This is a genomic window from Pseudomonas fluorescens, assembly GCF_001902145.1.
In the GTDB taxonomy this organism is placed as follows: domain Bacteria; phylum Pseudomonadota; class Gammaproteobacteria; order Pseudomonadales; family Pseudomonadaceae; genus Aquipseudomonas; species Aquipseudomonas fluorescens_BV.
Window position 1 is genome coordinate 1 of sequence record NZ_MRST01000020.1, and the last position, 25,255, is coordinate 25,255.

At 61.7% G+C, this 25,255-nt stretch carries 25 protein-coding genes; 14 read left to right on the forward strand and 11 right to left on the reverse strand.

The features are described from left to right. Window positions 1-172: 172 nt before the first annotated feature. The 7 genes from nagE to BUE92_RS07350 all read right to left on the reverse strand — a co-directional run bounded on the left by nagE (window position 173) and on the right by BUE92_RS07350 (window position 8,667). Complete coding sequence (gene nagE / locus BUE92_RS07320; protein WP_073522825.1) at window positions 173-1,870, reverse strand: N-acetylglucosamine-specific PTS transporter subunit IIBC; 1,698 nt, start codon at window positions 1,868-1,870, stop codon at window positions 173-175. A gap of 26 nt (window positions 1,871-1,896) precedes the next feature. Beyond that, on the reverse strand, window positions 1,897-4,407 hold the full coding sequence (gene ptsP / locus BUE92_RS07325; protein ID WP_073522826.1) for a phosphoenolpyruvate--protein phosphotransferase: 2,511 nt from the start codon (window positions 4,405-4,407) through the stop codon (window positions 1,897-1,899). Between the two features lie 30 nt (window positions 4,408-4,437). Then, a complete protein-coding gene (locus BUE92_RS07330) occupies window positions 4,438-5,460 on the reverse strand; it encodes an SIS domain-containing protein (RefSeq protein WP_143169957.1) in 1,023 nt (340 codons plus the stop codon). Beyond that, window positions 5,441-6,547 carry an N-acetylglucosamine-6-phosphate deacetylase gene (gene nagA / locus BUE92_RS07335; RefSeq protein ID WP_047711706.1) on the reverse strand — a complete coding sequence of 369 codons (1,107 nt, stop codon included), beginning with the start codon at window positions 6,545-6,547 and terminating at the stop codon, window positions 5,441-5,443. The genes BUE92_RS07330 and nagA overlap by 20 nt, the downstream gene beginning before the upstream one ends. Window positions 6,548-6,557: 10 nt before the next feature. Continuing rightward, complete coding sequence (locus BUE92_RS07340) at window positions 6,558-7,316, reverse strand: GntR family transcriptional regulator (protein WP_073522829.1); 759 nt, start codon at window positions 7,314-7,316, stop codon at window positions 6,558-6,560. 262 nt (window positions 7,317-7,578) lie between these two features. Beyond that, entirely contained in the window at window positions 7,579-8,082 is a 504-nt protein-coding gene (locus BUE92_RS07345) for a L,D-transpeptidase family protein (RefSeq protein WP_073522831.1), read from the reverse strand. Window positions 8,083-8,118: 36 nt separating this feature from the next. Beyond that, window positions 8,119-8,667, reverse strand: coding sequence for an NUDIX hydrolase (locus BUE92_RS07350; protein ID WP_073522832.1), 549 nt, complete (start codon window positions 8,665-8,667; stop codon window positions 8,119-8,121). Between the two features lie 147 nt (window positions 8,668-8,814). On the opposite strand from BUE92_RS07350, the gene BUE92_RS07355 reads away from it, so the two are divergent. From BUE92_RS07355 to purT, 5 genes are all read left to right on the forward strand, one after another. Next, on the forward strand, window positions 8,815-9,417 hold the full coding sequence (locus BUE92_RS07355; RefSeq protein ID WP_032895425.1) for a CoA pyrophosphatase: 603 nt from the start codon (window positions 8,815-8,817) through the stop codon (window positions 9,415-9,417). Between the two features lie 35 nt (window positions 9,418-9,452). Continuing rightward, window positions 9,453-9,977, forward strand: a complete 525-nt coding sequence (locus tag BUE92_RS07360; RefSeq protein WP_032895426.1) for a gamma carbonic anhydrase family protein — start codon at window positions 9,453-9,455, stop codon at window positions 9,975-9,977. Next, entirely contained in the window at window positions 9,974-10,189 is a 216-nt protein-coding gene (locus BUE92_RS07365; protein WP_003193973.1) for a DUF1289 domain-containing protein, read from the forward strand. Before BUE92_RS07360 ends, BUE92_RS07365 begins: the two co-directional genes overlap by 4 nt. A gap of 125 nt (window positions 10,190-10,314) precedes the next feature. Next, on the forward strand, window positions 10,315-10,782 hold the full coding sequence (locus tag BUE92_RS07370) for a preQ0 transporter (protein WP_003193971.1): 468 nt from the start codon (window positions 10,315-10,317) through the stop codon (window positions 10,780-10,782). A gap of 70 nt (window positions 10,783-10,852) precedes the next feature. After that, a complete protein-coding gene (gene purT / locus BUE92_RS07375; RefSeq protein WP_073522833.1) occupies window positions 10,853-12,034 on the forward strand; it encodes a formate-dependent phosphoribosylglycinamide formyltransferase in 1,182 nt (393 codons plus the stop codon). 101 nt (window positions 12,035-12,135) lie between these two features. On the opposite strand, the gene BUE92_RS07380 is transcribed toward purT, so the two are convergent. From BUE92_RS07380 to BUE92_RS07390, 3 genes are all read right to left on the reverse strand, one after another. Then, window positions 12,136-13,446 carry an MFS transporter gene (locus BUE92_RS07380; RefSeq protein ID WP_073522834.1) on the reverse strand — a complete coding sequence of 437 codons (1,311 nt, stop codon included), beginning with the start codon at window positions 13,444-13,446 and terminating at the stop codon, window positions 12,136-12,138. Between the two features lie 268 nt (window positions 13,447-13,714). After that, complete coding sequence (locus BUE92_RS07385) at window positions 13,715-14,953, reverse strand: transporter associated domain-containing protein (protein WP_073522835.1); 1,239 nt, start codon at window positions 14,951-14,953, stop codon at window positions 13,715-13,717. A 12-nt stretch (window positions 14,954-14,965) separates the two neighbouring features. Beyond that, window positions 14,966-15,778: a cytochrome C assembly family protein gene (locus tag BUE92_RS07390; protein WP_034115853.1), complete on the reverse strand. Its 813-nt coding sequence runs from the start codon at window positions 15,776-15,778 to the stop codon at window positions 14,966-14,968. Window positions 15,779-16,010: 232 nt separating this feature from the next. Here BUE92_RS07390 and ffh point away from each other — a divergent pair, with 232 nt between their 5' ends. From ffh to BUE92_RS07420, 6 genes are all read left to right on the forward strand, one after another. Beyond that, a complete protein-coding gene (ffh, locus tag BUE92_RS07395) occupies window positions 16,011-17,387 on the forward strand; it encodes a signal recognition particle protein (RefSeq protein WP_003193965.1) in 1,377 nt (458 codons plus the stop codon). 250 nt (window positions 17,388-17,637) lie between these two features. Continuing rightward, window positions 17,638-17,889, forward strand: a complete 252-nt coding sequence (rpsP, locus tag BUE92_RS07400) for a 30S ribosomal protein S16 (protein WP_003175899.1) — start codon at window positions 17,638-17,640, stop codon at window positions 17,887-17,889. Window positions 17,890-17,894: 5 nt separating this feature from the next. Then, window positions 17,895-18,431, forward strand: coding sequence for a ribosome maturation factor RimM (gene rimM, locus BUE92_RS07405; protein ID WP_003175898.1), 537 nt, complete (start codon window positions 17,895-17,897; stop codon window positions 18,429-18,431). After that, entirely contained in the window at window positions 18,413-19,186 is a 774-nt protein-coding gene (gene trmD / locus BUE92_RS07410) for a tRNA (guanosine(37)-N1)-methyltransferase TrmD (protein ID WP_153475158.1), read from the forward strand. Before rimM ends, trmD begins: the two co-directional genes overlap by 19 nt. A 45-nt stretch (window positions 19,187-19,231) precedes the next feature. After that, complete coding sequence (gene rplS / locus BUE92_RS07415) at window positions 19,232-19,582, forward strand: 50S ribosomal protein L19 (protein ID WP_003175895.1); 351 nt, start codon at window positions 19,232-19,234, stop codon at window positions 19,580-19,582. 82 nt (window positions 19,583-19,664) lie between these two features. Then, window positions 19,665-20,078, forward strand: coding sequence for an acyl-CoA thioesterase (locus BUE92_RS07420; RefSeq protein ID WP_003193963.1), 414 nt, complete (start codon window positions 19,665-19,667; stop codon window positions 20,076-20,078). On the opposite strand, the gene BUE92_RS07425 is transcribed toward BUE92_RS07420, so the two are convergent. Then, window positions 20,079-21,887: a cation:proton antiporter gene (locus BUE92_RS07425; protein WP_073522837.1), complete on the reverse strand. Its 1,809-nt coding sequence runs from the start codon at window positions 21,885-21,887 to the stop codon at window positions 20,079-20,081. A 107-nt stretch (window positions 21,888-21,994) separates the two neighbouring features. On the opposite strand from BUE92_RS07425, the gene xerD reads away from it, so the two are divergent. From xerD to BUE92_RS07440, 3 genes are all read left to right on the forward strand, one after another. Further along, window positions 21,995-22,891 carry a site-specific tyrosine recombinase XerD gene (xerD, locus tag BUE92_RS07430; RefSeq protein WP_020301360.1) on the forward strand — a complete coding sequence of 299 codons (897 nt, stop codon included), beginning with the start codon at window positions 21,995-21,997 and terminating at the stop codon, window positions 22,889-22,891. A 148-nt stretch (window positions 22,892-23,039) separates the two neighbouring features. Continuing rightward, a complete protein-coding gene (locus tag BUE92_RS07435; protein WP_005791088.1) occupies window positions 23,040-23,771 on the forward strand; it encodes a thioredoxin fold domain-containing protein in 732 nt (243 codons plus the stop codon). Window positions 23,772-23,899: 128 nt separating this feature from the next. Then, a complete protein-coding gene (locus tag BUE92_RS07440; RefSeq protein WP_073522840.1) occupies window positions 23,900-25,204 on the forward strand; it encodes a homoserine dehydrogenase in 1,305 nt (434 codons plus the stop codon). The last annotated feature ends 51 nt before the right edge of the window (window positions 25,205-25,255 follow it).

Consider the following 25,255-nt stretch of genomic DNA (forward strand, 5'->3'; position numbering starts at 1 on the left):
ATGTCCTGCACGAACGGCCTGCGACTCCAGAATTGAGGGATCGACGAAGGCAGGAGCGAGAAAAGCTGAAGGCTGCCCAAGGCAGCTTTCAGCTATGAAACATGTTTACCGGACACTAGTGACGCTCTGCGTGGGAACGCATCCTGTGACGCTCTGCGTCACCCTCGCGCGATCAGGCGTTGATCGGGCGAGTCACCAACCGCTCCAGCGCTTCACCCAACCCCGATGCCTTGTCACCCATCAACAGGTGCCAAACACCGCTGTCGAGCTGACTGACACCTTGGCAACCAAGCGCAGTGAGTTGAGCCTCAGACAACCGCGAATCATCCCCCAACTCCACCCGCAACCGGGTCATCGCCACCGCTTCCAGCTGGCGCACATTCTCCCTGCCACCCAGGGCATTCAGCCATTTCTCGGCTTCCTGCACATTCACCATCACCGGTTTATCCACAGGTGCAACCGCTACAGGCGCTGCAGCAACAAACCCCGGCATGGCCAAGCGAATTTCATCGGCAATGCTATCGGCCATCGGCCCAACCACCACCTGCAAACTGCCGCCGTTCCCCGGCCGCACCACAGCCATGGCCCCCAGCGCTTTCAACTCTGCGTCCACCGCCTTGTTGCGATCCACCATGTCCAAGCGCAGCCGCGTGGTACAAGCACCCACACTCAGCAAGTTCTCAGCCCCACCCAACGCCTGGATATAAGCCGTCGCCCGCTGGTTATCGCTCATCGCTTCAGCCTGCACCACCTGGATGTCTTCACGGCCCGGCGTCTTCAGGTTGAAGCGGCGGATGCAGTAGGCGAACACCGTGTAGTAGATCACCGCGTAGGCCAGGCCCACCGGCACCACCAACCAGCCATTGGTGGACTTGCCCCAGCCCAGCACCATGTCGATAAAACCACCGGAGAAGGTAAAGCCCAGGTGGATATTCAGCAGGTCGGTGACCGCCATCGACAGGCCGGTGAGCAGCGCGTGTATCAGGTACAGGAACGGCGCCAGGAACATGAAGGCAAATTCAATCGGCTCGGTCACCCCGGTCAGGAACGAGGTCAGCGCCATCGACAGGAAGATCCCGCCCATCACTTTGCGCCGCTCAGGCAACGCATTGCGGTACATCGCCAGGCAGGCAGCAGGCAAGCCGAACAGCATCACCGGGAACATGCCGGTCATGAACTGGCCACCTTTGGGGTCGCCAGCAAAGTAGCGGGTTAGGTCGCCCGTGACCACCGCGCCGGTTACCGGGTCGGTGAAGCTGCCGAACACAAACCACGCCATGTTGTTAAGGATGTGATGCAGGCCGGTGACGATCAGCAGGCGGTTGAACACGCCAAACACGAACGCACCTAGGCTGCCGCTTTCCATCAGCAGCACGCCGAAGCTGTTGATGCCATGCTGGATCGGCGGCCAGATCAGGCCGAAAATCACACCCAGGCCCACTGCGCTGAAGCCGGTGACAATCGGCACAAACCGGCGCCCACCGAAGAACGCCAGGTACTCCGGCAACTTGATGTCCTTGAAGCGGTTGTACAGCCCACCGGCCATCAAGCCGCTGGCGATACCGGCGAGCATGCCCATGTTGATGGTGGTGTCCATCACCTTGAGCGTGGAGATCATCACCAGGTAACCAATTGCGCCGGCCAGGCCCGCAGTGCCGTTGTTGTCACGGGCAAACCCCACGGCAATGCCGATGGCGAAGATCAGCGCCAGGTTGGCGAAGATCGCCTGCCCGGCATCGTGCATCACCGCGATGTTGAGCAAGTCGGTATCGCCCAGGCGCAGCAACAGGCCGGCGATCGGCAGGATCGCGATCGGCAGCATCAAGGCGCGGCCCAGGCGTTGCAGGCCTTCGATAAAATGTTGGTACATGGCGTGTCTCCCTATTCTTGTTGTTTTCAGCTCAGCGGCCAGTGGTGTTGACAGGCTTGGCGAACGGCCTTGGCGCTGCTCAGGTCGAGCAGTGCCTGGCTCAGTTGCCGGCATTGCGCCGCGTCCAGATGACGGACGCGGTCCTTGATTTCGCCGATCTGCGGCGGGCTCACCGACAGCTCCGTGACGCCCAGGCCGACCAGCACTGGCGTGGCCAGCGGGTCAGATGCCAGGGCACCGCACACGCCGACCCAACGGCCGTGCTTGGCTGCGCCGATGCAGGTTTGCGCGATCAGTCGCAACAACGCTGGGTGCAGCGCGTCGACACGGGCGGCCAGCCCTGCGTGGTCGCGGTCCATGGCCAGGGTGTACTGGGACAGGTCATTGGTGCCGATGGACAAAAAGTCCGCATGTTCGGCCAGTTTCTCGGCCATCAGCGCGGCGGCGGGCACTTCGATCATCACGCCCAGTTCAGGGCGCTGAGTCAGTTTCAGCTCCACGCACAACTCATCCAGGCGCTGGCGGATGTGCAGCAGTTCGTCCACTTCACTGACCATTGGCAAGAGGATGCGGCAACGCGTCAGCGGCGAGACTTGCAACAGGGCGCACAGTTGCTGGTCGAGCAGTTCGGGACGTACCTGAGCCATGCGAATGCCGCGCAGACCCAGCACCGGGTTGGCTTCGACGGGCAGCGGCAGGTAGTCGAGTTGCTTGTCGCCGCCCACATCGATGGTGCGAATAATCACCGACTTGTCGCCCATGGCATCCAGCACAGCCTGATAAGCCTGGCGCTGTTCCTGCTCGTCCGGCGCGGTACGGCGGTCGACGAAGAGGAATTCGGTGCGCAGCAGGCCGACGCCATCGGCACCATTTGCTAATGCCAGCTGGGCCTCGCTGCTGGAGGCGACATTGGCGGCGACTTCGATGGTCACGCCATCGCGGGTACTCGCCGCCTGCTGGGCTTGGGCCTGTTGCTGCTGGCGACGCAGTTTTTGTGTTTCGCGAATCTGGTGGACTTCGGCATGGCGCGCTTCGCTGGGGGCCAGTTCCAGGCGCCCATTGGCGGCGTCGAGCACCACCCGTTGGCCTTGGGGCACGTCGAGCACTTCATCGCCCAACGCCACCACGCAGGGCAAGCCTTTGCCCCGCGCCAAAATGGCCACATGGGAGGTCGCGCCGCCTTCGGCCATGCAGATGCCCGCTGCTTGTTGTGTGCTCAGTTGCAGCAAGTCCGAAGGCGTCAGTTCATGGGCGCTGACAATCGCACCGGCCGGCAATTCGAAGTGCCAGGCTTCACCCAGCAAGGCACGCAGTACTCGTTGTTGCAGGTCGCGCAGGTCGTTGGCGCGCTCGGCAAACAGCGGCTTGCCCAACGCCAACAGCACGGCGCATTGAGCCTGGATCGCATCGCGCCAGGCGTGGGTGGCCGCGCTGCCCTGTGTGATGGCGGCGGTGGCCGCGTCGAGTAATGCGGGATCTTCCAGCAGGGCGAGGTGGGCGGCGAAGATGTCTTCTTCTTCGACGTTCTTGCGTTGGCGAGCGTGGTCCAGGGTGCTGCGGATTTCGCCGCGCACTTGCTCAAGGGCCGCATCCAGCTGTTGCCGTTGCTCGTCGATGTTGTGAGCGCTGGTGTCCTCCGGCAGCTCGATGCCCGTCAGGCGGAACAGCGGCCCGCACACCAGGCCCGGTGCCGCGCACACGCCTTGCAGTACATTGGCTTCTGTATTCACGCGGCGGGGCGTGGCCACGACCGGCGCTTGATGTTCCTCGTGCACCACCACAGACAACGTGGCGACCAGTGCCTGCAACGCGGCTTCGCAATCGGTGCCACGGCAGGTCACCCGCACCTCGTCGCCTTCGCCAATGCCCAGCCCCATCAGGCCGATCAGGCTGTCGCACGCCGCGGATTTATCACCGCTGTGCAACTGCGATTGGCTGCTGAAACCTTGCGCCGTCTTGCGCACCAGCGCGGCAGGGCGCGCATGCAAGCCGCCGCGGTGGGTGATGCGCACGCTGGCGCTGGCTTCGGCGCTGGAGTTATCCACAGCTACCTGCGCGGTGATGGCCGAACGCACGGCCAACTGCATCAGCGGCTCACCAGCCTTGACGGTTTTCACGGCCAGAGGCGTCAGCTCAAAACGGTCGCTGTTGGTGAGAATGATCAGGCTCACCAAGCTCTTGCACTGGCGCGCAATACGGTCGAGGTCAAACTGCACCAGCGCCTGGCCCTGGCTCACCCGTGCGCCTTCCTTGACCAGCAAGGCAAAACCTTCGCCATTGAGTTCAACAGTGTCGATGCCGATATGCATCAACACCTCGGCGCCGTTGTCGGCGCGAAGAGTCAGCGCATGCCCGGTGCGGGCGACATGGATGATCACGCCATCACAGGGCGCCTGCAGGCAGCCGTTCAGCGGGTCGATAGCGAGCCCGTCGCCCATGGCGCCGCTGGCGAACACTTCGTCGGGGACGCGGTTCAGGGCCAGCACCGGCCCACTCAAGGGGGCGCTGAGGGTCAATGGATTATTGTTGTTGGACATGGGCACGGTACTCATCAGGAAAACGCCGCTTTAGTGCGTGCGGGTGACTTTGCTCAGGTGGCGTGGTTGGTCCGGGTCCATGCCCCGTGCCTCAGCCAGGCCGGCGGCCATCACGTAGAAGCTCTGGATCGCCAGGATCGGGTCCAGGCTCGGGTGTTCGGCGCGGCTCAGCGTCAGGTCGCGTTCGGCGATATCGTCCGGCGCAGCTAGCAACACGCGAGCACCGCGTTGGCGCATATCGGCGGCCAGGCTCAACAGGCCGGCCTGCTCGGCGCCGCGTGGGGCGAACACCAGTAGGGGGTAGTTCTCGTCGATCAAGGCCATCGGCCCGTGGCGCACTTCGGCGCTGCTGAAGGCTTCGGCCTGGATCGCCGAGGTTTCCTTGAGCTTGAGCGCGGCTTCCTGGGCGATGGCAAACCCGGCGCCACGGCCGATTACCATCAAGCGCTGGCTGTCTTTAAGGGCGTCGATGGCCGTGCGCCAATCCTGTCTGGCGGCGTCACGCAGGCCCTCGGGCAAGGCGCGGCAGGCTTGCAGCAGGTCGTCCTCCTGGTTCCAGTGGCCGACCAACTGCGCGCTGGCGCTGAGGGTGGCGATAAAACTCTTGGTGGCGGCCACGCTGAGTTCCGGCCCGGCGCACAGCGGCACGTGGAACTCGCAGGCGGCTTCCAGCGGCGAGTCTTCGGCGTTGACCATTGAGATGCTCAAGGCACCACGTTTGCGCAACAGGCGCAGGCTGTTGACCAGGTCCGGGCTCTGCCCCGATTGGGAGAACCCAAACGCCACTTGGCCGCTGACCTTCATCGGCGCCTGCAACAGGGTCACCACCGACATCGGCAACGATGCCACCGGAATGCCCACGTGCTGCATGGCCAGGTAGGCGAAGTAACTGGCGGCGTGGTCGGAGCTGCCGCGGGCGATGGTCATCGCCACCTGCGGCGGTTGGCGACGCAGGCGCCCGGCCACTTCTTCCAGCATCGGATCAAGGCGTTGCAGTTGTGCCGCGACGGCGTCGCAGGAGGCCAGGGCCTCTTCAAGCATTTTTGAAGTCAATGGTGTCTCCTTCGACCATTACGTCGGTGAGTGTCAGGGAGCGGTCCAGGCGCACGCAGTCGGCAAAGCTGCCGGGTTGCAGGCGGCCGCGTTCTTCCAGGCCCAGGTAGTCCGCAGGAAATTGCGACAGGCGTTGCGAGGCTTCACTGAGCGGCAGGCCGATTTTCACCAGGTTGCGCAGTGCCTGGTCCATGGTCAGGGTGCTGCCGGCCAGGGTGCCGTCGGCCAGGCGCACGCCGCCCAGGCATTTGGTCACGGTGTGGCTGCCCAGCTTGTATTCGCCGTCGGGCATGCCGGCGGCGGCGGTGGAATCGGTGACGCAGTACAGGCATGGGATCGAGCGCAAGGCCACGCGCATGGCGCCGGGGTGCACGTGGAGCAAGTCCGGGATCAGCTCGGCGTACTGGGCATGGGCCAGCGCGGCGCCGACGATGCCCGGCTCGCGGTGATGCAGCGGGCTCATGGCGTTGTACAAATGGGTGAAGCTGGTGGCGCCAGCGGCCAGGGCGGCAACGCCTTCTTCATAGCTGCCCAGGGTGTGGCCGATCTGCATGCGCACGCCGCGTTCGCTGAGCGCGCGGATCAGGCCGTCGTGGCCGGCGATTTCCGGGGCGATGGTGATCACCCGGATCGGCGCCAGGCGCAGGTAGGCTTCCACTTCCTGCATCAACGCGGTGTGGGCGAAGTTGGGTTGGGCGCCGAGTTTTCCCGGATTGATGTAGGGGCCTTCCAGGTGCACGCCGAGTACGCGGGCGCTGCCGGCTGGGCGCTGTTCGCAGAACGTGCCGAGCTCACCAAGCACCCGGGAGATTTCTTCCACCGGCGCCGTCATGGTGGTGGCCAGCAGCGAGGTGGTGCCAAAACGAACGTGGGTACGGGTGATAGTCTCGAAGGCGCCCGCACCTTCCATGATGTCCGCGCCGCCACCGCCATGCACATGCAGGTCGATAAAGCCCGGCAGCAGGTAGGGCAGGTCGTTGTCGGCCGGGTCGCACGGCGTGCCGTCAATGGCGACAACCTTGCCGTGCTCGTGCACCAGGCGACCACGCATCCAGCCGCTGGGCGTGAGGATATTGTCTTCAGTCATGGGCAGTTCTCTAAGTTCGCAATTCGGCGGAGTAATCATGGCGGCGCAGTTCTGCGACAAAGTCGTAGTAGTCGTTGCGGCAGTAGGTGTCGGTGATTTCAATCGGCGTGTTATCGGCGGTGTAGCCCACGCGGGTCATCAGCAGCATGGCGGTGCCGGGGGCGATGCCCACCAGCGTGGCGAACTCGTCCGAGGCATTGATCGCCTGGATATGTTGCAAGGCGCGCACGATGGGCTTGCCGATGCCTTCCAGGTATTCGTACAGCGAATTACCGATGGCTTGCGGTTGGGGCAGCACGGAGGCGGGCATGGTAGTCATTTCAATCGCCATCACCGTGTCATCGGCTTTGCGCAGGCGCTTGAGGCGCGCCACTTTGTCGGTGGGCGACAGGCACAGGCGGATCAGTTCTTCGTGGGTCGGCGGGGTGATGTCGCGCTCCAGCCACTGGGAGGTGGGTACAAAGCCCTTGAGCCGCAGCATCTCGCTGAACCCCGACAGGCGCGACAAGGGTTGTTCCAGGCGCGGCGTTATGAAAGTGCCGGAGCCTTGGCTGCGTCGGATCAGCCCTTGAGCCAGCAACACTTCCAGTGCTTTACGGGCGGTGACCCGCGAGATGCTCAACTGCTCGCTGAGGGCGCGTTCCGAAGGCAAGGCCTGTTCGGACTTCCACTGGCCGGCATGGATAGCGGCTTCAAGGCTGCGGGCCAGTTGCAGGTACAGCGGCGTGGATTGCTTGTCGTCGGGGCGCAGGGCCAGGATGGGATTCATCTGTCAGGTTTCCGATGCGTTATTGGAATGTTGTCGCCCGGTAATGGCCGAAAACTAATACCACTTAAATACCATGTCAATGCTACCAAAACGGTGCCAAACCCTGTTTCAGGGCGCTTTAATGGGGCTTGGTATCAAGTGGTATTAGAGAGGTCTTTGTGGCGCGCACAAGTGCAGGGTCCCGCGCGGTGAACTGGTATTCACCGGCAGGCGCTGCCTGGGGCAGGAATTATTTTCGAATTATTTTACGAACGGCACGCGATTACGGCCGAATCTCGATGAGGGTGCCGTCTTTGACCAGGTTCCACACTTCGCGCATATCCACATTGCGCATGCCGATGCAGCCGTCGGTCCAGTCCAGGGTGTGGAACCACTGCTCCGGGTAGTCTTCGGTGTCGGGGGTGCCGTGGATCATGATCATGCTGCCCGGCTTTACGCCTTCGCGGCGGGCGCGGGCGGCGTCGCTGATGTTCGGGTAGGAAATGTGCATGGCCAGGTTGAAGCGGTCGCTGGTCTTGCGCCAGTCGATCCAGTAGAGGCCTTCGGGTGTGCGGCGGTCGCCTTCGATCAGCTTGTGGCCCTTGGGGTTCTTGCCCAGGGAAATGCGATAGGTCTTGAACGGCTTGCCGTCGTTGATCAACTGCAACTGGTGGGCGGATTTGAGCACCAGGACTTTCTCGACCGTTTTACCGTCAAGGGTTTGCACCGTGGAGGCCGGGGACAGCGTGGCAAACGACAGGCAGATCAGAGCAAGCAACCAACGCATTGAAACGGTATCCCTTTGGCGACATTGGCCGGCTTGTTATTGGGCGGGCTTGGACAGCGGTGGCACGGACTCGCTGCGCACCGGGTACACCTGTTGGCGACGGTCAGCGAAGAAGCATTCTAAGGTACGCCCGACCGTGCGGAAAGCCAGCTCGGACCAAGGGATATCGGCTTCATCGAATAGCTTCACTTCAAGGCTTTCCTGGCCTGCGGCAAAGTCCAGGTCGATCAGTTCGGCGCGGTAGAAAATATGCACCTGGCTGATGTGCGGCACATTGATCAGGGTATAGATGCTCAGGTTGCGCACCCGGGCGCAGGCTTCTTCCAGGGTTTCACGCATGGCTGCCTGTTCGACGGTCTCGCCATTTTCCATAAAGCCTGCGGGCAGGGTCCAGTAACCCAGGCGTGGCTCGATGGCGCGGCGGCACAGCAGCACTTGGTCGCCCCACACCGGCACGGTACCGGCGACGATATTGGGATTCTGGTAATGAATGGTCGAGCAGTGGTCGCAGACATAGCGCAGGCGTGCGTCGCCTTCGGGAATGCGTTGGGTCACCGGTTTGCCGCACTGGCTGCAGAAATTCATGCTGGGGTTCCTGGACAATGGGCACATCTTGGCTTGGTGCCGGGCGTTCCTGCAAGTTGTCGTTTCGCGACAGCCCTGCGGTTTTGGGGTTGGGCGCTCGCACGCTTTGGTGCATGATGCAAGGTAGCCAACAGACCGAGATGACTCATGCTGGACGAGCTACTTCGCCGGGTAAGCAATCACACCCCCCACACCCTGGAAACCGACGGGCGTTTCCCCGAGGCTGCGGTGCTGGTGCCGATTACCCGCAGTGACGAACCCGAGCTGATCCTGACCCTGCGCGCCAGCGGCCTGTCGACCCACGGTGGCGAAGTGGCTTTTCCCGGCGGGCGCCGTGACCCCGAAGACCCGGACCTGATCTTTACCGCCTTGCGCGAAGCCGAAGAAGAAATCGGCCTGCCGCCGGGGCTGGTTGAGGTGATCGGCCCGTTGAGCCCGCTGATTTCCCTGCACGGCATCCGTGTAACGCCCTATGTGGGGGTGATCCCCGACTACGTCGAGTACCTGGCCAACGACGCCGAGATTGCCGCCGTTTTCAGCGTGCCTTTGGACTTTTTCCGACAGGACCCACGCGAACATACCCACCGCATTGATTACCAGGGCCGCAGTTGGTACGTGCCAAGCTACAGGTTCGGCGAATACAAGATATGGGGGCTGACGGCGATCATGATCGTCGAGCTGATCAACCTGCTCTATGACGATGCCAAGATCAGCCTGCACCAGCCGCCCAAGAGCTTCATCAATCTATAAGCCATCGTTCAAATGGCATGCCGTGAGGAAAAACCATGAAATACCGCCTGGGCGACGCCCGCGTCGAGACGCATCCCCACAGCTGGGTGGCACCCAATGCCACATTGGTGGGCAAGGTCAAGCTGGAGGAGGGCGCCAACGTCTGGTTCAACGCGGTGTTGCGTGGCGATAACGAGCTGATCCTGATCGGCAAGAACAGCAACGTGCAGGACGGCAGCGTGATGCACACCGACATGGGCTACCCGCTGACCCTTGGCACCGGCGTGACCATTGGCCATAACGCCATGCTGCACGGCTGCACCGTTGACGACTACAGCCTGATCGGCATCAACGCGGTGATCCTCAATGGCGCCAAGATCGGCAAGCACTGCATCATCGGCGCCAATTCGCTGATCGGTGAAGGCAAGGAAATCCCCGATGGCTCGTTGGTCATGGGCTCGCCGGGCAAAGTGGTGCGCGAGCTGACCGAGGCGCAAAAGCGCATGCTCGAAGCCAGCGCCGCGCACTATGTGCATAACTCGCAGCGTTATGCCCGTGACCTGGCTGAGCAGCAGGAATGAGCACGATTGAACGACCGGTCGCCTCGCCCTGCGTCAGCATTTGCGCGCTGGATGATGACGATATCTGCACCGGTTGCCAGCGCAATGTGGATGAGATTACGCGCTGGAGCCGCATGGACAACGCCGAGCGCCGGGTGGTGCTGGGGTTGTGCCATGAGCGGGCGGTGGCGAGTGGGATGATGTGGATGACGCCTGGGAAATCTGGCGCCTGACTGCCCCCCCCCTGTAGGAGCGAGCTTGCTCGCGAAAAACCCAAGAACACCGCGTATAGTCAGATTCCCCGCGTCATCGTTAACGTTTTTCGCGAGCAAGCTCGCTCCTACAGGTTTTCTGCCCCATGTTTTTCCTGATCGCCTACATCAGCAGCGTCGTGCTGATCAACTTCGCCTTCTCCACCGCCCCGCACCTGGACGTCATCTGGTCCGCCTGGGGTGGCCTGGTATTTATCCTGCGCGACATGGTGCAAACCCGCTTCGGCCATGGCGCGATCATCGCCATGCTCGCGGCGCTGGTGCTCTCCTATATCACCTCCGACCCATCCATTGCCCTGGCCAGTGCCACGGCGTTCGCCGTGTCCGAGTGCATCGACTGGCTGGTGTTCAGCATCACCAAGCGCCCGCTGCATGATCGCCTGTGGATAAGTTCGGCGCTGAGCATTCCCCTCGATACCTTTATCTTTTTCGGCCTGATCGGCGCACTTACCCCGGCGGTGGCGGGCACGGCGTTGGTATCCAAGTTCGCCGGTGTCACCGTGGTCTGGCTGATCATGGCCTGGCGCATCCGCCGGCGGGCTGTCGCCAACTGAGGCCAATTTTCACAGTTCATGTAAAATGCCGGCCTTTCTCCCCCATGATCCGCTCCCCTGAGGACCTGAGATGACCCGAATCGGAACTCCATTGTCGCCAACCGCGACCCGCGTTTTGCTGTGTGGCTGCGGTGAGCTGGGCAAGGAAGTGGTAATCGAACTGCAACGCCTGGGCGTTGAAGTGATTGCCGTGGATCGCTACGCCAACGCGCCGGCCATGCAGGTGGCGCACCGTAGCCATGTGATCAATATGCTTGACGGGGCCGCATTGCGTGCGGTGATCGAGGCGGAGAAGCCGCACTTCATCGTGCCGGAAATCGAAGCCATCGCCACCGCCACCCTGGTTGAACTGGAGGCCGAAGGCTTTACCGTAATCCCGACCGCCCGCGCCACATCGCTGACCATGAACCGTGAAGGCATCCGTCGCCTGGCCGCTGAAGAGCTGGACCTGCCGACCTCGCCGTACCACTTCGCCGACACCTTCGAAGACTACAGCAAGGCCGTCCAGGACCTGGGCTTCCCGTGCGTGGTCAAGCCGGTGATGAGTTCGTCGGGCAAGGGCCAGAGCTTGTTGCGCAGCGCTGACGACGTGCAGCAAGCCTGGGACTACGCCCAAGAGGGCGGGCGTGCCGGCAAGGGCCGGGTGATCATCGAAGGTTTTATCGACTTCGACTACGAAATCACCCTGCTGACCGTGCGCCACATCGGCGGTACCACTTTCTGCGCGCCGGTGGGTCATCGTCAGGAGAAGGGCGACTATCAGGAGTCCTGGCAGCCGCAGGCCATGAGCCCCATTGCCTTGGCGGAATCCGAGCGCGTTGCCAAAGCCGTGACCGAAGCCTTGGGTGGCCGTGGCTTGTTTGGCGTGGAATTGTTCATCAAGGACGATCAGGTGTGGTTCAGCGAAGTGTCGCCGCGCCCCCATGACACTGGCCTGGTGACCCTGATTTCCCAGGACCTGTCGCAGTTTGCCTTGCACGCGCGCGCCATCCTGGGCCTGCCGATCCCGTTGATCCGTCAGTTCGGGCCTTCGGCGTCGGCCGTGATCCTGGTGGAAGGGCAGTCGACCCAGACGGCGTTTGCCAACCTCGGCGCTGCATTGAGCGAGCCGGATACCGCGTTGCGTCTGTTTGGTAAGCCAGAAGTGAATGGCCAGCGCCGCATGGGCGTGGCACTGGCGCGGGATGAGTCGATTGACGCGGCTCGGGCCAAGGCGACCCGGGCGTCCCAGGCTGTTGTCGTAGAGTTGTAAGACGGCTCCTGTAGGAGCGAGCTTGCTCGCGAAGGTATTTCAGGCACATTGCGGTGTCGGATGTACCTTTTTCGCGAGCTCGCTCCTACAGTTTTTGACTTTCAGGCAACCTTGTTCAAGTCGTTATCCCGCGTCTCTTTCAGGCACAGCACCGCAATCAAACTTAGCAACGCTGCCGCCGATACATATCCCCCGACATAACTCAAACCACCCATCGCCACCAGCTTGGTCGCGAAGAACGGCGCCGCCGATGCGCCGACGATCCCACCCAGGTTATACGCGGCCGAAGCGCCGGTATAACGCACACGGGTCGGGAACAATTCCGGCAGCAGTGCGCCCATCGGTGCGAAGGTCACGCCCATCAAAAACAGCTCCAACGCCAGAAACAGCGCCACGGCCCAGGTCGAGCCATGGGTCAGCAGCGGCTCCATGGTAAAGCCCGACAGAATCGCCAGGATTGCGCCGACAATCAGCACCGGCTTGCGCCCGTAACGGTCGCTGGCCAAGGCGGCCAGCGGTGTCGCCAGCCCCATGAACAGCACCGCGAAACACAGCAGGCCGAGGAAGGTTTCACGGCTGTAGCCCAAGGTGGAAACGCCGTAGCTCAACGAAAACGCCGTGGTGATATAGAACAGCGCATAGCACACCACCATCGACGCGGCGCCCAGCAGTACCGGCAGCCAATGCTGGCTGAACAGTTCCACCAGCGGCACTTTCACTGGTTTTTCCTTGGCCACTGCATTGGCGAACACCGGCGTCTCATGCAACTTGAGGCGTGCATACAGGCCCACCATTACCAGTGCGGCGCTGAGGATGAACGGAATGCGCCAGCCCCAGCTGCGAAATTGCTCGTCATTCAGGCTCATGGCCAAAATCAGGAACAAACCGTTGGCCGCCAGGAAGCCTATCGACGGGCCCAGTTGCGGGAACATGCCGAACCAGGCGCGCTTGCCCTTGGGAGCATTCTCGGTCGCCAGCAAGGCCGCGCCGCCCCATTCTCCACCCAGGCCGAGGCCTTGGCCGAAGCGCAAGACACACAAGAGGATCGGGGCCCAGGCGCCGATGCTGTCGTAGCCCGGCAGCAAGCCGATCAGGGTAGTACATACACCCATCAGTAGCAGTGAAGCCACGAGGGTTGATTTACGGCCGATACGGTCACCGAAGTGACCGAACAACGCCGACCCCAGAGGGCGGGCGATAAAAGCGATACCGAAGGTCAGGAACGATGCCAGCATCTGCGCGGTGCCGGAGGTCTGTGGGAAGAACACCGGGCCGATCACCAGGGCGGCAGCCGTGGCATAAATGTAGAAATCGTAGAACTCAATGGCAGTGCCGACGATGCTCGCCGTGGCGACGCGGGCGGTCGAGTTGGCTGGGGCGGCGCTCGCGGCCTCTTGGTAGGTGGTGCTCATGACGTTATCCCTGACGGTTATTGCGCGTTTGGACGCGGATTATTATTGGTCGAACACCCATGGATCAGGGCTGTGCGCGGGGCGGCTCGGGATGGGAGCAAACACCGGTCGGACATGGTAAGGCGGTGCCAGGACACGCTGGGTGCGGGTAGCACGCGGTCGGGCGGGGCTTGGGTAAGCCGCAGGGATTATAGGAAGGGGTTTGTGGGTTTGGGAACCCGATCGGTTGAATACAGCAGATCAAGTGTGGAAGCGGGCTGGCAGGCGGTTAGGCGGCCACTGGCACACGGCTGGTATGCCAGATCAACACTTTGCTCACCCGGTTGTCCTCTGTCTCGAGGATTTCCAGGCGATACCGGCCCACTTTCAGGCATACCGCGCAATCGGGAATGGTCTCCAGCGCCTCGGTCACCAGGCCGTTGAGCGTCTTGGGACCGTCGCTGGGCAGGTGCCAGCCCAGGCTTTTGTTCAGTTCACGAATCGAGGCGGCGCCGTCGATGATGTAGCGACCATCGGGCTGGGCTTCGATATGCGGGTTATCCACCGCCTGATCGCTTTCGAATTCGCCGACGATCTCTTCCAGAATATCTTCCAGAGTGATAATGCCCAGCACTTCACCGTACTCGTCCACCACCATGCCCAGGCGCCGCTGCTGTTTGTGGAAATTCAGCAGTTGCAGCTGCAACGGCGTGCTTTCCGGCACGAAGTAAGGCTCGTGGCAGGCGGCGAGCAGGGCCTCTTTGGTCAGGCTGGCGTCGGGCAGCAGGTGTTGGACCTGCCGGGTATTGAGCACGGCCTGCACCTGGTTGATGTCGCTGTGGAACACTGGCAGGCGGGTGTGCGGCGAGGTGCGCAACTGTTCGATGATGTCTTCTATCGACTCATCGAGGTTGATGCCGTCCACTTCGCTGCGCGGCACCAGGATGTCGTTGACCGTGATGTTGTCCAGGGCATGGATGCCGGGCAGGCCGGGCGTGCGGTCGGCATCGGTGTCGGGCTCTGGGTCGTCGTCATGGGCGGGCAGGGGCTCGTCGCTGTTTTTCACCACGCCGGATTTGCGTGCAAACGGGCGCAATAGCAGCAGGCTGATGCCATTGAGCAGCCAGGCCAGGGGGTAGAGGATTTTCAGCGGCACGCCCAGCAACGTATTGCCAAAACCCAGCACTGCTTGCGGATGACGGGTAGCCAGGGTGCGGGGCAGGTAGTCGGCCAGCACCAGCAGCCCTGCGCAGGAAATCAGCCAGCCTAGCCAGGGCCCGTTCTCTGCCCAGGCATAGATCGCCAGCAGGGTGCAGAGAATCACCACGGCGGCGCGGCACAGGCTGTTGCACAGGATCAGGCTATGGCGGGGGAAGCTCAGGCGCGCGGCCGCCTTGTCGCCCTGGCGTGTACCAGGGCGCAGGGCCAGCAGGTGTTGTTGCGCAGCTTCAATGGCGGTAAACAGCGCCGCCCATAAAATCAGCAGGGCAATTACGGCGAGCATCGGCCCTAAGGGCAAGTTGTCCATGATCACTGCCCGTCAGATATGCAGGATGTATTCGCGAACCAGCTTGCTGCCGAAATAGGCCAGCATCAACAGGCAGAAACCGGCCAGGGTCCAGCGAATGGCCTTGTGCCCACGCCAGCCGAGGCGGTTGCGCCCCCACAGCAGCACGCTGAACACCACCCACGCCAGGCACGCCAGCAAGGTTTTATGTACCAGGTGCTGGGCGAACAGGTTTTCGACGAACAGCCAGCCGGAGATCAGCGACAGCGACAACAAGGTCCAGCCGGCCCACAGGAACCCGAACAGCAGGCTTTCCATGGTTTGCAGCGGCGGGAAGTTCTTGATCAGCCCGGATGGGTGCTTGTGCTTGAGCTGGTGATCTTGCAGCAGCAGGAGCAGGGCCTGGAACACCGCGATGGTGAACATGCCGTAGGCGAGGATCGACAACAGGATATGCGCAAGGATGCCCGGCTCCTCGTCGATCACCTGTACGGTGCCAGTAGGGGTGAACTGGGCGAGCAGCACCGTCAGCATTCCCAGGGGGAATAGCAGCACCAGCAGGTTCTCCACCGGAATCCGGTAGCAGGCCAGCAGCGTCAGCGCTATGACGGCCGCGGCGATCAGGCTGGCGGCGCTGAAGAAGTCCAGGCCTAGGCCGACCGGGGTCATCAGGTGGGTGAACAGGCTGGCGGCATGGGCCAGCAGGGCCAGCACGCCAAGGCCGACGAGCAGACGTTTGTCCGCTTTGGTGCCTTGGGCCAGACGAGTGCCCTGATAGAGAGTCGCAGCGGCATACAAAATGGCGGCGGCGAGGCTGGGTAGCAAACTGGGTGACAAGGGGAGCATAAATCCTGGTAGGCAAGCCCGAAAGGCGTTGAGTTTGGCACACACCTGCGTTGCACGAAAGACTCCCGGGCCAGACAGCGGGTGTGCATGGGCGCAGTCTTCGCTATAATCCGCGACCTGCCCACGCCGCAGGCTCGGCGAACGCTGTTTTTAATAGCGATTTCCCCCAGCCTGGGCCGCCATTACCTCGGTCTACCTGCATTTCGATGAATAGGGCCTGAAAGGATCGCGCATGTTTGAAAACTTGACTGACCGTCTCTCGCAGACGCTGCGCCATGTTACCGGCAAGGCCAAGCTGACCGAGGACAATATTAAAGACACCCTGCGTGAAGTGCGCATGGCGTTGCTGGAAGCCGACGTGGCTTTGCCGGTGGTGAAGGACTTCGTCAACTCGGTCAAGGAGCGTGCGGTCGGCACCGAAGTGTCCCGCAGCCTGACCCCGGGCCAGGCCTTTGTGAAGATCGTCCAGGCCGAACTCGAAAGCCTGATGGGCGCGGCCAACGAAGACCTGAACCTCAGCGCCGTGCCGCCAGCCGTCGTGCTGATGGCGGGCCTGCAAGGTGCGGGTAAAACCACCACCGCCGGCAAACTGGCGCGCTTCCTTAAAGAGCGCAAGAAGAAATCCGTGATGGTGGTATCGGCCGACGTGTACCGTCCGGCGGCCATCAAGCAGTTGGAAATGCTCGCGGGCGAAGTGGGCGTGACCTTCTTCCCGTCCGACCTGAGCCAGAAGCCGGTCGACATCGCCAACGCGGCTATTAAAGAAGCCAAGCTCAAGTTCATCGACGTGGTCATCGTCGATACCGCCGGTCGCCTGCACATCGACGAAGAGATGATGGGCGAGATCAAGGCGCTGCATGCCGCGATCAACCCGGTCGAGACCCTGTTCGTGGTCGACGCCATGACCGGCCAGGACGCGGCCAACACCGCCAAGGCCTTTGGTGACGCACTGCCGCTGACCGGCGTGATCCTTACCAAGGTCGACGGCGACGCCCGTGGCGGTGCCGCGCTGTCGGTACGTGCCATTACTGGCAAGCCGATCAAGTTCATCGGTATGGGCGAGAAGAGCGAAGCGCTCGAGCCGTTCCACCCTGAGCGTATCGCCTCGCGCATCCTCGGCATGGGTGACGTGCTCAGCCTGATCGAGCAGGCCGAAGCCACGCTCGACAAGGACAAGGCCGACAAACTGGCCAAGAAGCTGAAGAAGGGCAAGGGCTTCGACCTCGAAGACTTCCGCGACCAGCTGCAACAGATGAAGAACATGGGCGGCCTCGGCGGCCTGATGGACAAGCTGCCCAACATCGGCGGTGTGAACCTGGCGCAAATGGGCAACGCCCAGGGCGCGGCAGAGAAGCAGTTCAAGCAGATGGAAGCCATCATCAATTCCATGACCCCGGCCGAGCGCCGCGACCCTGAGCTGATCAGCGGTTCGCGCAAGCGCCGGATCGCCATGGGCTCCGGCACCCAGGTGCAGGACATCGGTCGCTTGATCAAGCAGCACAAGCAGATGCAGAAGATGATGAAGAAATTCTCCGCCAAGGGCGGTATGGCCAAGATGATGCGCGGCATGGGCGGTATGTTGCCCGGCGGCGGCATGCCTAAAATGTAAAAGTTTCGAGCGGGAGTTCACTCCTGCTCCGACCCACAGGGATGTGGGATCTCCAGCAAACCCGCCGTTGGCGGGCGCTGACTCGCCGTTTTAACCGACGGCTCTATAGCAGATCTGGATGGCACGCTGATAGGCGCCAGAAAAAGACATTTGCAAAAGTCCGGATATTCCTTAGAATATGCGGCCTTTCGGGCACCTATGCCCGCTGTGCATTTAGATTTGCAGCACCGACTACAGGAACGATGTTCACATGCTAACAATCCGTCTTGCCCTTGGCGGCTCCAAAAAGCGCCCGTTTTACCACTTGACCGTAACCGACAGCCGCAACCCGCGTGACGGTTCGCACAAGGAACAGGTTGGTTTCTTCAACCCTGTTGCTCGTGGTCAAGAAGTTCGTCTGTCCGTGAACCAAGAGCGCGTAGCCTACTGGCTGAGCGTTGGCGCACAGCCATCCGAGCGCGTTGCAAAACTGTTGAAGGACTCGGCTAAGGCCGCAGCCTGAGCAATATGAACGCGACGCCAGCTGTTGCTGATGATTTGATCGTTATCGGCAAGATTTACTCTGTTCATGGCGTTCGCGGCGAAGTGAAGGTGTATTCCTTTACTGATCCGACTGAAAACCTGTTGCAGTACAAGACCTGGACGCTCAAGCGCGAGGGTAGTGTGAAACAGGTTGAGCTGGTCAGTGGACGCGGGAGCGACAAGTTCCTGGTCGCAAAGCTCAAGGGTCTTGATGATCGTGAAGAAGCTCGTCTTCTGGCCGGTTATGAGATCTGCGTGCCGCGCAACCTGTTCCCTGAATTGACCGACGGCGAGTACTACTGGTACCAGCTGGAAGGTCTGAAGGTTATTGATCAACTCGGGCAATTGCTGGGGAAAATCGATCATCTTCTGGAAACCGGCGCCAATGATGTAATGGTGGTCAAGCCTTGCGCTGGCAGCCTGGATGACCGTGAACGCCTGTTGCCCTATACCGAGCAATGCGTGTTGGCCGTCGACCTGGCCGCGGGCGAGATGAAGGTGGAATGGGACGCGGACTTCTAAGCGTGGCTAATTTGCGCATTGAAGTGATCAGTTTGTTTCCCGAGATGTTCTCCGCCATCAGCGAGTACGGCATCACCAGTCGGGCGGTGAAACAGGGGCTGTTGCAGCTCACCTGTTGGAACCCGCGAGACTACACGACGGATCGACATCACACTGTGGACGATCGCCCATTTGGCGGTGGCCCGGGCATGGTGATGAAGATCAAGCCCCTGGAAGACGCGTTGGTTCAGGCCAAGGCAGCCGCCGGGGAGAAGGCGAAGGTGATTTACCTGTCCCCTCAAGGCCGTCAGCTGAAACAGGCGGCGGTACGCGAACTGGCGAATGAGGAAAGTTTGATCCTGATTGCCGGTCGCTATGAAGGCATTGACGAGCGTTTTATTGAAGCTCATGTCGATGAAGAGTGGTCGATTGGGGACTATGTCCTGTCTGGCGGCGAGCTGCCGGCGATGGTCCTGATAGATGCGGTTACACGACTGCTGCCCGGAGCTTTAGGGCATGCGGACTCCGCGGAGGAAGATTCCTTCACGGATGGTTTGCTGGATTGCCCGCACTACACCCGTCCGGAGGTGTATGTGGATCAGCGTGTTCCCGACGTATTGCTAAGTGGCAATCACGCACACATCCGGCGTTGGCGTTTACAGCAGTCCCTTGGTCGGACCTATGAACGACGCGCCGATCTTCTGGAAAGCCGCTCGCTTTCTGGAGAAGAGAAGAAGCTGCTCGAGGAATACATCCTCGCGCGGGACGATAGTTAACAACGTATCGATGGTAGGTCCATTGACTTACCTTAGGAGCACAGCATGACTAACAAAATCATCCTTGCACTCGAAGCAGAGCAGATGACCAAAGAGATCCCTACCTTTGCCCCGGGCGACACCATTGTCGTTCAGGTGAAAGTGAAGGAAGGCGACCGTTCGCGTCTGCAAGCGTTCGAAGGCGTGGTAATCGCCAAGCGTAACCGTGGTGTGAACAGTGCTTTCACTGTTCGTAAAATCTCCAACGGTGTTGGCGTAGAGCGTACTTTCCAGACCTACAGCCCGCAAATCGACAGCATGGCCGTCAAGCGTCGCGGTGACGTACGTAAAGCCAAGCTGTACTACCTGCGTGACCTGTCCGGTAAAGCAGCTCGCATCAAGGAAAAACTGGCTTAAGTCCAGCTTCCCGATGCAGAAAAAAGCAGCCTACGGGCTGCTTTTTTGTGCCTGAAATTTGCCTATCTGCCGGTATTGACCCATGACCACCCGCCTCGAAGAAATCCAGCGCCGCACCGACCTGTCGGTCACCCACGTGACCAAGGCCGTCTTCCCGCCCACCACCAACCACCACAACACCCTGTTCGGCGGCACCGCCCTGGCGTGGATGGACGAAGTGTCGTTCATCACCGCCACGCGTTTCTGTCGCTTGCCTTTGGTGACGGTCTCCACCGACCGTATCGACTTCAACCACGCGATCCCGGCGGGCTCTATCGTTGAGCTGATCGGTCGGGTGATCAAGGTTGGCAACACCAGCCTCAAGGTCGAGGTTGAAGTGTTCGTGGAGAGCATGAGCGCTGATGGCCGTGAAAAGGCGATCCAGGGCGTGTTCAGCTTCGTCGCGATTGACGCGGATAAACGCCCTGTCCCGGTACTGCCTGGCTTTGTTGACTGATTACTCGGCGGTGCTGGCCTGCGGTTGAATGACCGCCAGCAAGGTCCAGCCCGCTACAGGCTTCAAATTGCTCTCGGGCGAGACCACGTGCACCCAGCCGCTGGTGTCTCGGGCAAACAGCAAGGTGGCGCGCTCCCCGTGCAACGCCTGGTACTGCTCCCAGCCAAAGCCGTCGGTGAGGCTGGTGCTGTACAGCTCGGCGCCTTGGCCTAGCAGGCTGGCCAATTTGGTGTAGCTCAAGGGTTGGCTGCCCAGCAAGTGGCCACGGTGTTCATGGCTGGCCTTGTGCTTGTCGGTGCGACGGTTTTCCTGGCGGCTGGCCAGGGCGAACAGGCGATGGCCGAAGTCATGGCGAAAACGCATGGTGGCCAAGGCATTCAGTTCGCCAGAAGGCGAGAGTGCGAGCAGATGCCCCAGGCCGACCAGGTCCAGATGGGACTCGGCATGCTGGGAGGCCGGGTTGCCGAAGTACGTAGGCAAGCCTTCCATACGACTGGCGCGGATGTTTTCCCAGCTGGAATCCGTCAGTAACACGCGGCTGCCCAATTGCTGCAACGCCTTGCCGAGCGCCCGCGCCGGGCCGTTCGCACCCACGATCAGGAAGCCGCTAGGCGCCGGCTCGGCGACTTTCAGCAGGCGGGCCAAGGGGCGTGCCGTGGCGCTTTGCAGCACCACGGTGCCGATGATCACCGCGAAGGTCAGCGGCACCAGCAACAACGCGCCTTCGTGGCCAGCCTCATCCAGGCGGATCGCAAAGATCGCTGACACCGCCGCCGCCACAATGCCCCGTGGGGCGATCCAAGCCAACAGCGCGCGCTCGCGCCAGTTCAACCCCGAGCCAAAGGTCGAAAGCGCCACGTTCAACGGGCGTGCAATGAATTGGATGATCAACAGCAGGATCAACACGAACGGGCCCAGGGCGATCATGGCGTTCAGGTCCAGGCGCGCCGCCAGCAGGATGAACAGCCCGGAAATCAGCAACACGCTGAGGTTTTCCTTGAAGTGCAGGATGTGCCGTACATCCACGCCTTTCATGTTCGCCATCCACATGCCCATCAGCGTGACCGCCAGCAGGCCGGACTCATGCATCACTTGGTTGGAGGCGATGAAGATGCCCAGTACACCGGCCAGCGTCGCCAGGTTATGCAGGTATTCCGGCAACCACTGGCGACGCATGATCTGCCCCAGTACCCAGCCACCGGCGATGCCGAACAGGCTGCCGCAGAGGATGACGCCGCCGAAGGTCAGCAGGCTGTGGCTCAAGCCGTCGCCCGACGCACGGGCGATGATGAAGCTATACACCACCACGGCCAGCAGTGCGCCAATCGGGTCGATGACGATGCCTTCCCAGCGCAGGATATTAGCGATGGAGGCTTTGGGGCGCACCACACGCAGCATGGGCACGATCACCGTCGGGCCGGTGACCAGTGTCAGGGTGCCGAACAGCAGCGCCAGCATCCAGTCGAAGCCCAGCAGCCAGTGGGTGGCCAGGGTGATCACCGCCCAGGTCGAGAGTGCGCCGACGGTGACCAGCCGGTGGACGACGCTGCCGATTTCCTTCCATTCCGACAGGTGCAGGGTCAGGCTGCCTTCAAACAGGATCAGCGCCACTGCCAACGACACCAACGGCATCAACAAAGGGCCGAACATTTCCTGCGGGTCGAGCCATCCGAGTATCGGCCCTGCCAGAATCCCGCTCAGCAGAAGAAACAGAATCGCTGGCAGTTTCAGGCGCCAGGCCAGCCACTGGCAGCCGAGTGCGGCCACGCCAATGCCGCCAAAAGCCAACAAAATCTGTTGTTCGTTCATTAAAGCTTCCTGTTCCTTGAAATAGCGGGCTATGAAAGACTAGCGGCCCTTGTCACAGTTCACTAAATAATTCGCACAGTCCCCATGCTGCGCTGCTTCGAGTACCCATGCCCGCCATCGACCACCCTTTGATCGACCGTTTCCTCGACGCCCTCTGGCTGGAAAAAGGCCTGTCGGACAACACCCGCCAGGCCTACCGCAGCGACCTGGCCCTGTTCAACGGCTGGCTGCAGGAAAAAAACCTTGAGCTGATCAATGCCGGGCGCGAGTTGATCCTCGATCACCTGGCCTGGCGCCTGGAGCAGAACTACAAACCGCGCTCCACTGCGCGATTCCTCTCCGGCGTGCGTGGCTTTTATCGCTACCTGCTGCGGGAAAAACTCATTGCCGTCGACCCGACCCTGCAAATCGACATGCCGCAGTTGGGCAGGCCGTTGCCCAAGTCCTTGTCGGAAGCCGACGTCGATGCTTTGCTCGCGGCCCCGGACCTGAGCGAGGCCATCGGCCAGCGCGACCGTGCCATGCTGGAGGTGCTGTATGCCTGCGGCCTGCGCGTGACCGAACTGATCAGCCTGACCCTGGAGCAGGTCAACCTGCGCCAGGGCGTGTTGCGCGTGATGGGCAAGGGCAGCAAGGAGCGGCTGGTGCCGATGGGCGAGGAGGCGATTGTGTGGGTCGAGCGCTACATGCGCGATGCGCGCCACGAACTGCTTGGTGGGCGCCCCAGCGACGTGCTGTTTCCCAGCCAGCGCGGCGAGCAAATGACCCGCCAGACCTTCTGGCACCGCATCAAGCACCAGGCCAAAGTGGCCGGGATCGGCAAGGCGCTGTCACCCCACACCTTGCGCCATGCGTTCGCCACCCATTTGCTCAACCACGGCGCGGATTTGCGCGTGGTGCAAATGCTGCTTGGGCACAGCGACTTATCCACAACCCAGATCTACACCCATGTGGCACGCGCACGTTTGCAGGACATGCACGCCAAGCATCACCCGCGCGGATAAAACCGTTAGAAATGGCCCATTTTACCTGTCGCGGTCTGCCCTCCCGCCCAACTGTGGTAGGCTTTGCCGGTTCGCAAAGGGGACGGCATCCATTGTGGTCCAGATCAGTATTCTGCTCCCGTCCCTGCCTCTGCCTTCAGGAGTTCCCATGCGCTTGACCCAGATTATTGCCGCCGCAGCCATTGCGTTGGTTTCCACCTTTGCGGTCGCCGATGATGCGGCCGAGCAAACCATTCGCAAGAGCCTGGCCAACCTGGCGCTCGACACGCCTATCGAAAGCATCAGCGCCAGCCCCATGGCCGGCCTGTATGAAGTCAAGCTCAAGGGCAGCCGCGTGCTGTACGCCAGTGCCGATGGCCAGTACATCGTCCAGGGCTACCTGTTCCAGCTCAAGGATGGCAAGCCGGTCAACCTGACCGAGAAGGCCGAGCGCCTGGGCGTGTCGAAGCTGATCAACGGCATCCCGGTGGCTGAAACCGTGGTTTACCCCGCCATTGGCGAAACCAAGACCCACATCACCGTGTTCACCGACACCACGTGCCCGTACTGCCACAAGCTGCACGCTGAAATACCGGCGCTGAACAAGCTGGGCGTGGAAGTGCGCTACGTCGCCTTCCCGCGCCAGGGCCTGGGTTCGCCGGGTGACGAGCAGTTGCAGGCGGTGTGGTGCTCGGCCGACAAGAAAGCAGCCATGGACAAGATGGTCGATGGCAAGGAAATCAAATCGGCCAAATGCGCCAACCCGGTTTCCAAGCAGTTCGCCCTGGGCCAGTCCATTGGTGTGAACGGTACACCGGCCATCGTTTTGGCCGACGGCCAGGTGATTCCGGGCTACCAGCCGGCGCCGCAAGTTGCCAAACTGGCACTGGGTGCCAAGTAAGCATTTATCGTTGAGCTTTTGACGATCATGGCCCGCCGAACCGTCGGCTGGCCATTAATTGAGAGCCGCAGTTGTGCGGCTGTTTTCACGGCCGACCTAGCGTCGGCCGTTTCATGGGGAGTTCTTCAGTGAAACCGGTCAAAGTAGGCATCTGTGGGTTAGGGACCGTCGGTGGCGGTACCTTCAACGTACTTCAGCGTAACGCTGAAGAAATTTCCCGCCGCGCAGGTCGCGGGATTGAAGTGGCGCAGATTGCCACGCGTTCACCAAAGCCTCAGTTCGAAACGACCGGTATTGCGATTACCAACGATGTGTTCGCCGTGGCCACCAACCCTGAGATCGATATCGTTATCGAGCTGGTAGGCGGCTACACCGTGGCCCGCGAGCTGGTGCTCAAGGCCATCGAGAACGGTAAACACGTGGTCACCGCCAACAAGGCGCTCATCGCCGTGCACGGCAACGAGATCTTCGCCAAGGCCCGCGAGAAGGGCGTGATCGTGGCGTTCGAAGCCGCGGTGGCCGGTGGTATCCCGGTGATCAAGGCGATCCGCGAAGGCCTGTCCGCCAACCGCATCAACTGGGTGGCCGGCATCATCAACGGCACCGGTAACTTCATCCTCACCGAAATGCGCGAGAAGGGCCGTACCTTCGAAGACGTGCTGGCCGAAGCCCAGGCCCTGGGTTATGCCGAAGCCGACCCGACCTTCGACGTGGAAGGCATTGACGCGGCCCACAAGCTGACCATCCTGGCGTCCATCGCCTTTGGTATCCCGCTGCAGTTCGACAAGGCCTACACCGAAGGCATCACCAAGCTGACCACCGCCGACGTCAACTACGCCGAAGCCCTGGGCTACCGTATCAAGCACCTGGGCGTGGCGCGCAGCACCCCGGCGGGCATCGAGTTGCGGGTTCACCCGACGCTGATCCCGGCCGACCGCCTGATCGCCAACGTCAACGGCGTGATGAACGCGGTGATGGTCAACGGCGACGCCGCCGGTTCCACCCTGTTCTACGGCGCCGGTGCCGGCATGGAGCCGACCGCGTCGTCGGTGATCGCCGACCTGGTGGACGTGGTTCGCGCCATGACCAGCGACCCGGAAAACCGCGTGCCGCACCTGGCGTTCCAGCCGGACTCGCTGTCGGCCCACCCGATCCTGCCGATCGAAGCCTGCGAAAGTGCCTACTACCTGCGTATTCAGGCCAAGGATCATCCAGGTGTGTTGGCGCAGGTCGCCAGCATTCTGTCGGAGCGCGGTATCAACATCGAGTCGATCATGCAGAAGGAAGTCGAGGAGCAAAACGGCCAGGTGCCGATGATCCTGCTGACCCACCGCGTGCTCGAACAGCACATCAACGATGCCATCCACGCCTTGGAAGCCTTGCAAGGTGTGGTCGGCCCGGTGGTGCGGATTCGCGTCGAACACTTGAACTAACCGATTTGTTCCAGGGGCCCCGTCCATCCGGCGGCCCTTGTTCGAGAATGT

Coding starts and splice junctions, on each gene's coding strand:
- BUE92_RS07340 (WP_073522829.1), bottom strand. CDS start 7,316: ATGAATCCCATCCTGGCCCTGCGCCCCGACGACAAGCAATCCACGCCG.
- rpsP (WP_003175899.1), top strand. CDS start 17,638: ATGCTAACAATCCGTCTTGCCCTTGGCGGCTCCAAAAAGCGCCCGTTT.
- BUE92_RS07420 (WP_003193963.1), top strand. CDS start 19,665: ATGACCACCCGCCTCGAAGAAATCCAGCGCCGCACCGACCTGTCGGTC.
- rimM (WP_003175898.1), top strand. CDS start 17,895: ATGAACGCGACGCCAGCTGTTGCTGATGATTTGATCGTTATCGGCAAG.
- nagE (WP_073522825.1), bottom strand. CDS start 1,870: ATGTACCAACATTTTATCGAAGGCCTGCAACGCCTGGGCCGCGCCTTG.
- BUE92_RS07370 (WP_003193971.1), top strand. CDS start 10,315: ATGTTTTTCCTGATCGCCTACATCAGCAGCGTCGTGCTGATCAACTTC.
- ffh (WP_003193965.1), top strand. CDS start 16,011: ATGTTTGAAAACTTGACTGACCGTCTCTCGCAGACGCTGCGCCATGTT.
- trmD (WP_153475158.1), top strand. CDS start 18,413: ATGGGACGCGGACTTCTAAGCGTGGCTAATTTGCGCATTGAAGTGATC.
- BUE92_RS07345 (WP_073522831.1), bottom strand. CDS start 8,082: ATGCGTTGGTTGCTTGCTCTGATCTGCCTGTCGTTTGCCACGCTGTCC.
- BUE92_RS07350 (WP_073522832.1), bottom strand. CDS start 8,667: ATGAATTTCTGCAGCCAGTGCGGCAAACCGGTGACCCAACGCATTCCC.
- ptsP (WP_073522826.1), bottom strand. CDS start 4,407: ATGTCCAACAACAATAATCCATTGACCCTCAGCGCCCCCTTGAGTGGG.
- nagA (WP_047711706.1), bottom strand. CDS start 6,547: ATGACTGAAGACAATATCCTCACGCCCAGCGGCTGGATGCGTGGTCGC.
- BUE92_RS07355 (WP_032895425.1), top strand. CDS start 8,815: ATGCTGGACGAGCTACTTCGCCGGGTAAGCAATCACACCCCCCACACC.
- BUE92_RS07425 (WP_073522837.1), bottom strand. CDS start 21,887: ATGAACGAACAACAGATTTTGTTGGCTTTTGGCGGCATTGGCGTGGCC.
- rplS (WP_003175895.1), top strand. CDS start 19,232: ATGACTAACAAAATCATCCTTGCACTCGAAGCAGAGCAGATGACCAAA.
- BUE92_RS07435 (WP_005791088.1), top strand. CDS start 23,040: ATGCGCTTGACCCAGATTATTGCCGCCGCAGCCATTGCGTTGGTTTCC.
- BUE92_RS07385 (WP_073522835.1), bottom strand. CDS start 14,953: ATGGACAACTTGCCCTTAGGGCCGATGCTCGCCGTAATTGCCCTGCTG.
- BUE92_RS07390 (WP_034115853.1), bottom strand. CDS start 15,778: ATGCTCCCCTTGTCACCCAGTTTGCTACCCAGCCTCGCCGCCGCCATT.
- purT (WP_073522833.1), top strand. CDS start 10,853: ATGACCCGAATCGGAACTCCATTGTCGCCAACCGCGACCCGCGTTTTG.
- BUE92_RS07360 (WP_032895426.1), top strand. CDS start 9,453: ATGAAATACCGCCTGGGCGACGCCCGCGTCGAGACGCATCCCCACAGC.
- xerD (WP_020301360.1), top strand. CDS start 21,995: ATGCCCGCCATCGACCACCCTTTGATCGACCGTTTCCTCGACGCCCTC.
- BUE92_RS07365 (WP_003193973.1), top strand. CDS start 9,974: ATGAGCACGATTGAACGACCGGTCGCCTCGCCCTGCGTCAGCATTTGC.
- BUE92_RS07380 (WP_073522834.1), bottom strand. CDS start 13,446: ATGAGCACCACCTACCAAGAGGCCGCGAGCGCCGCCCCAGCCAACTCG.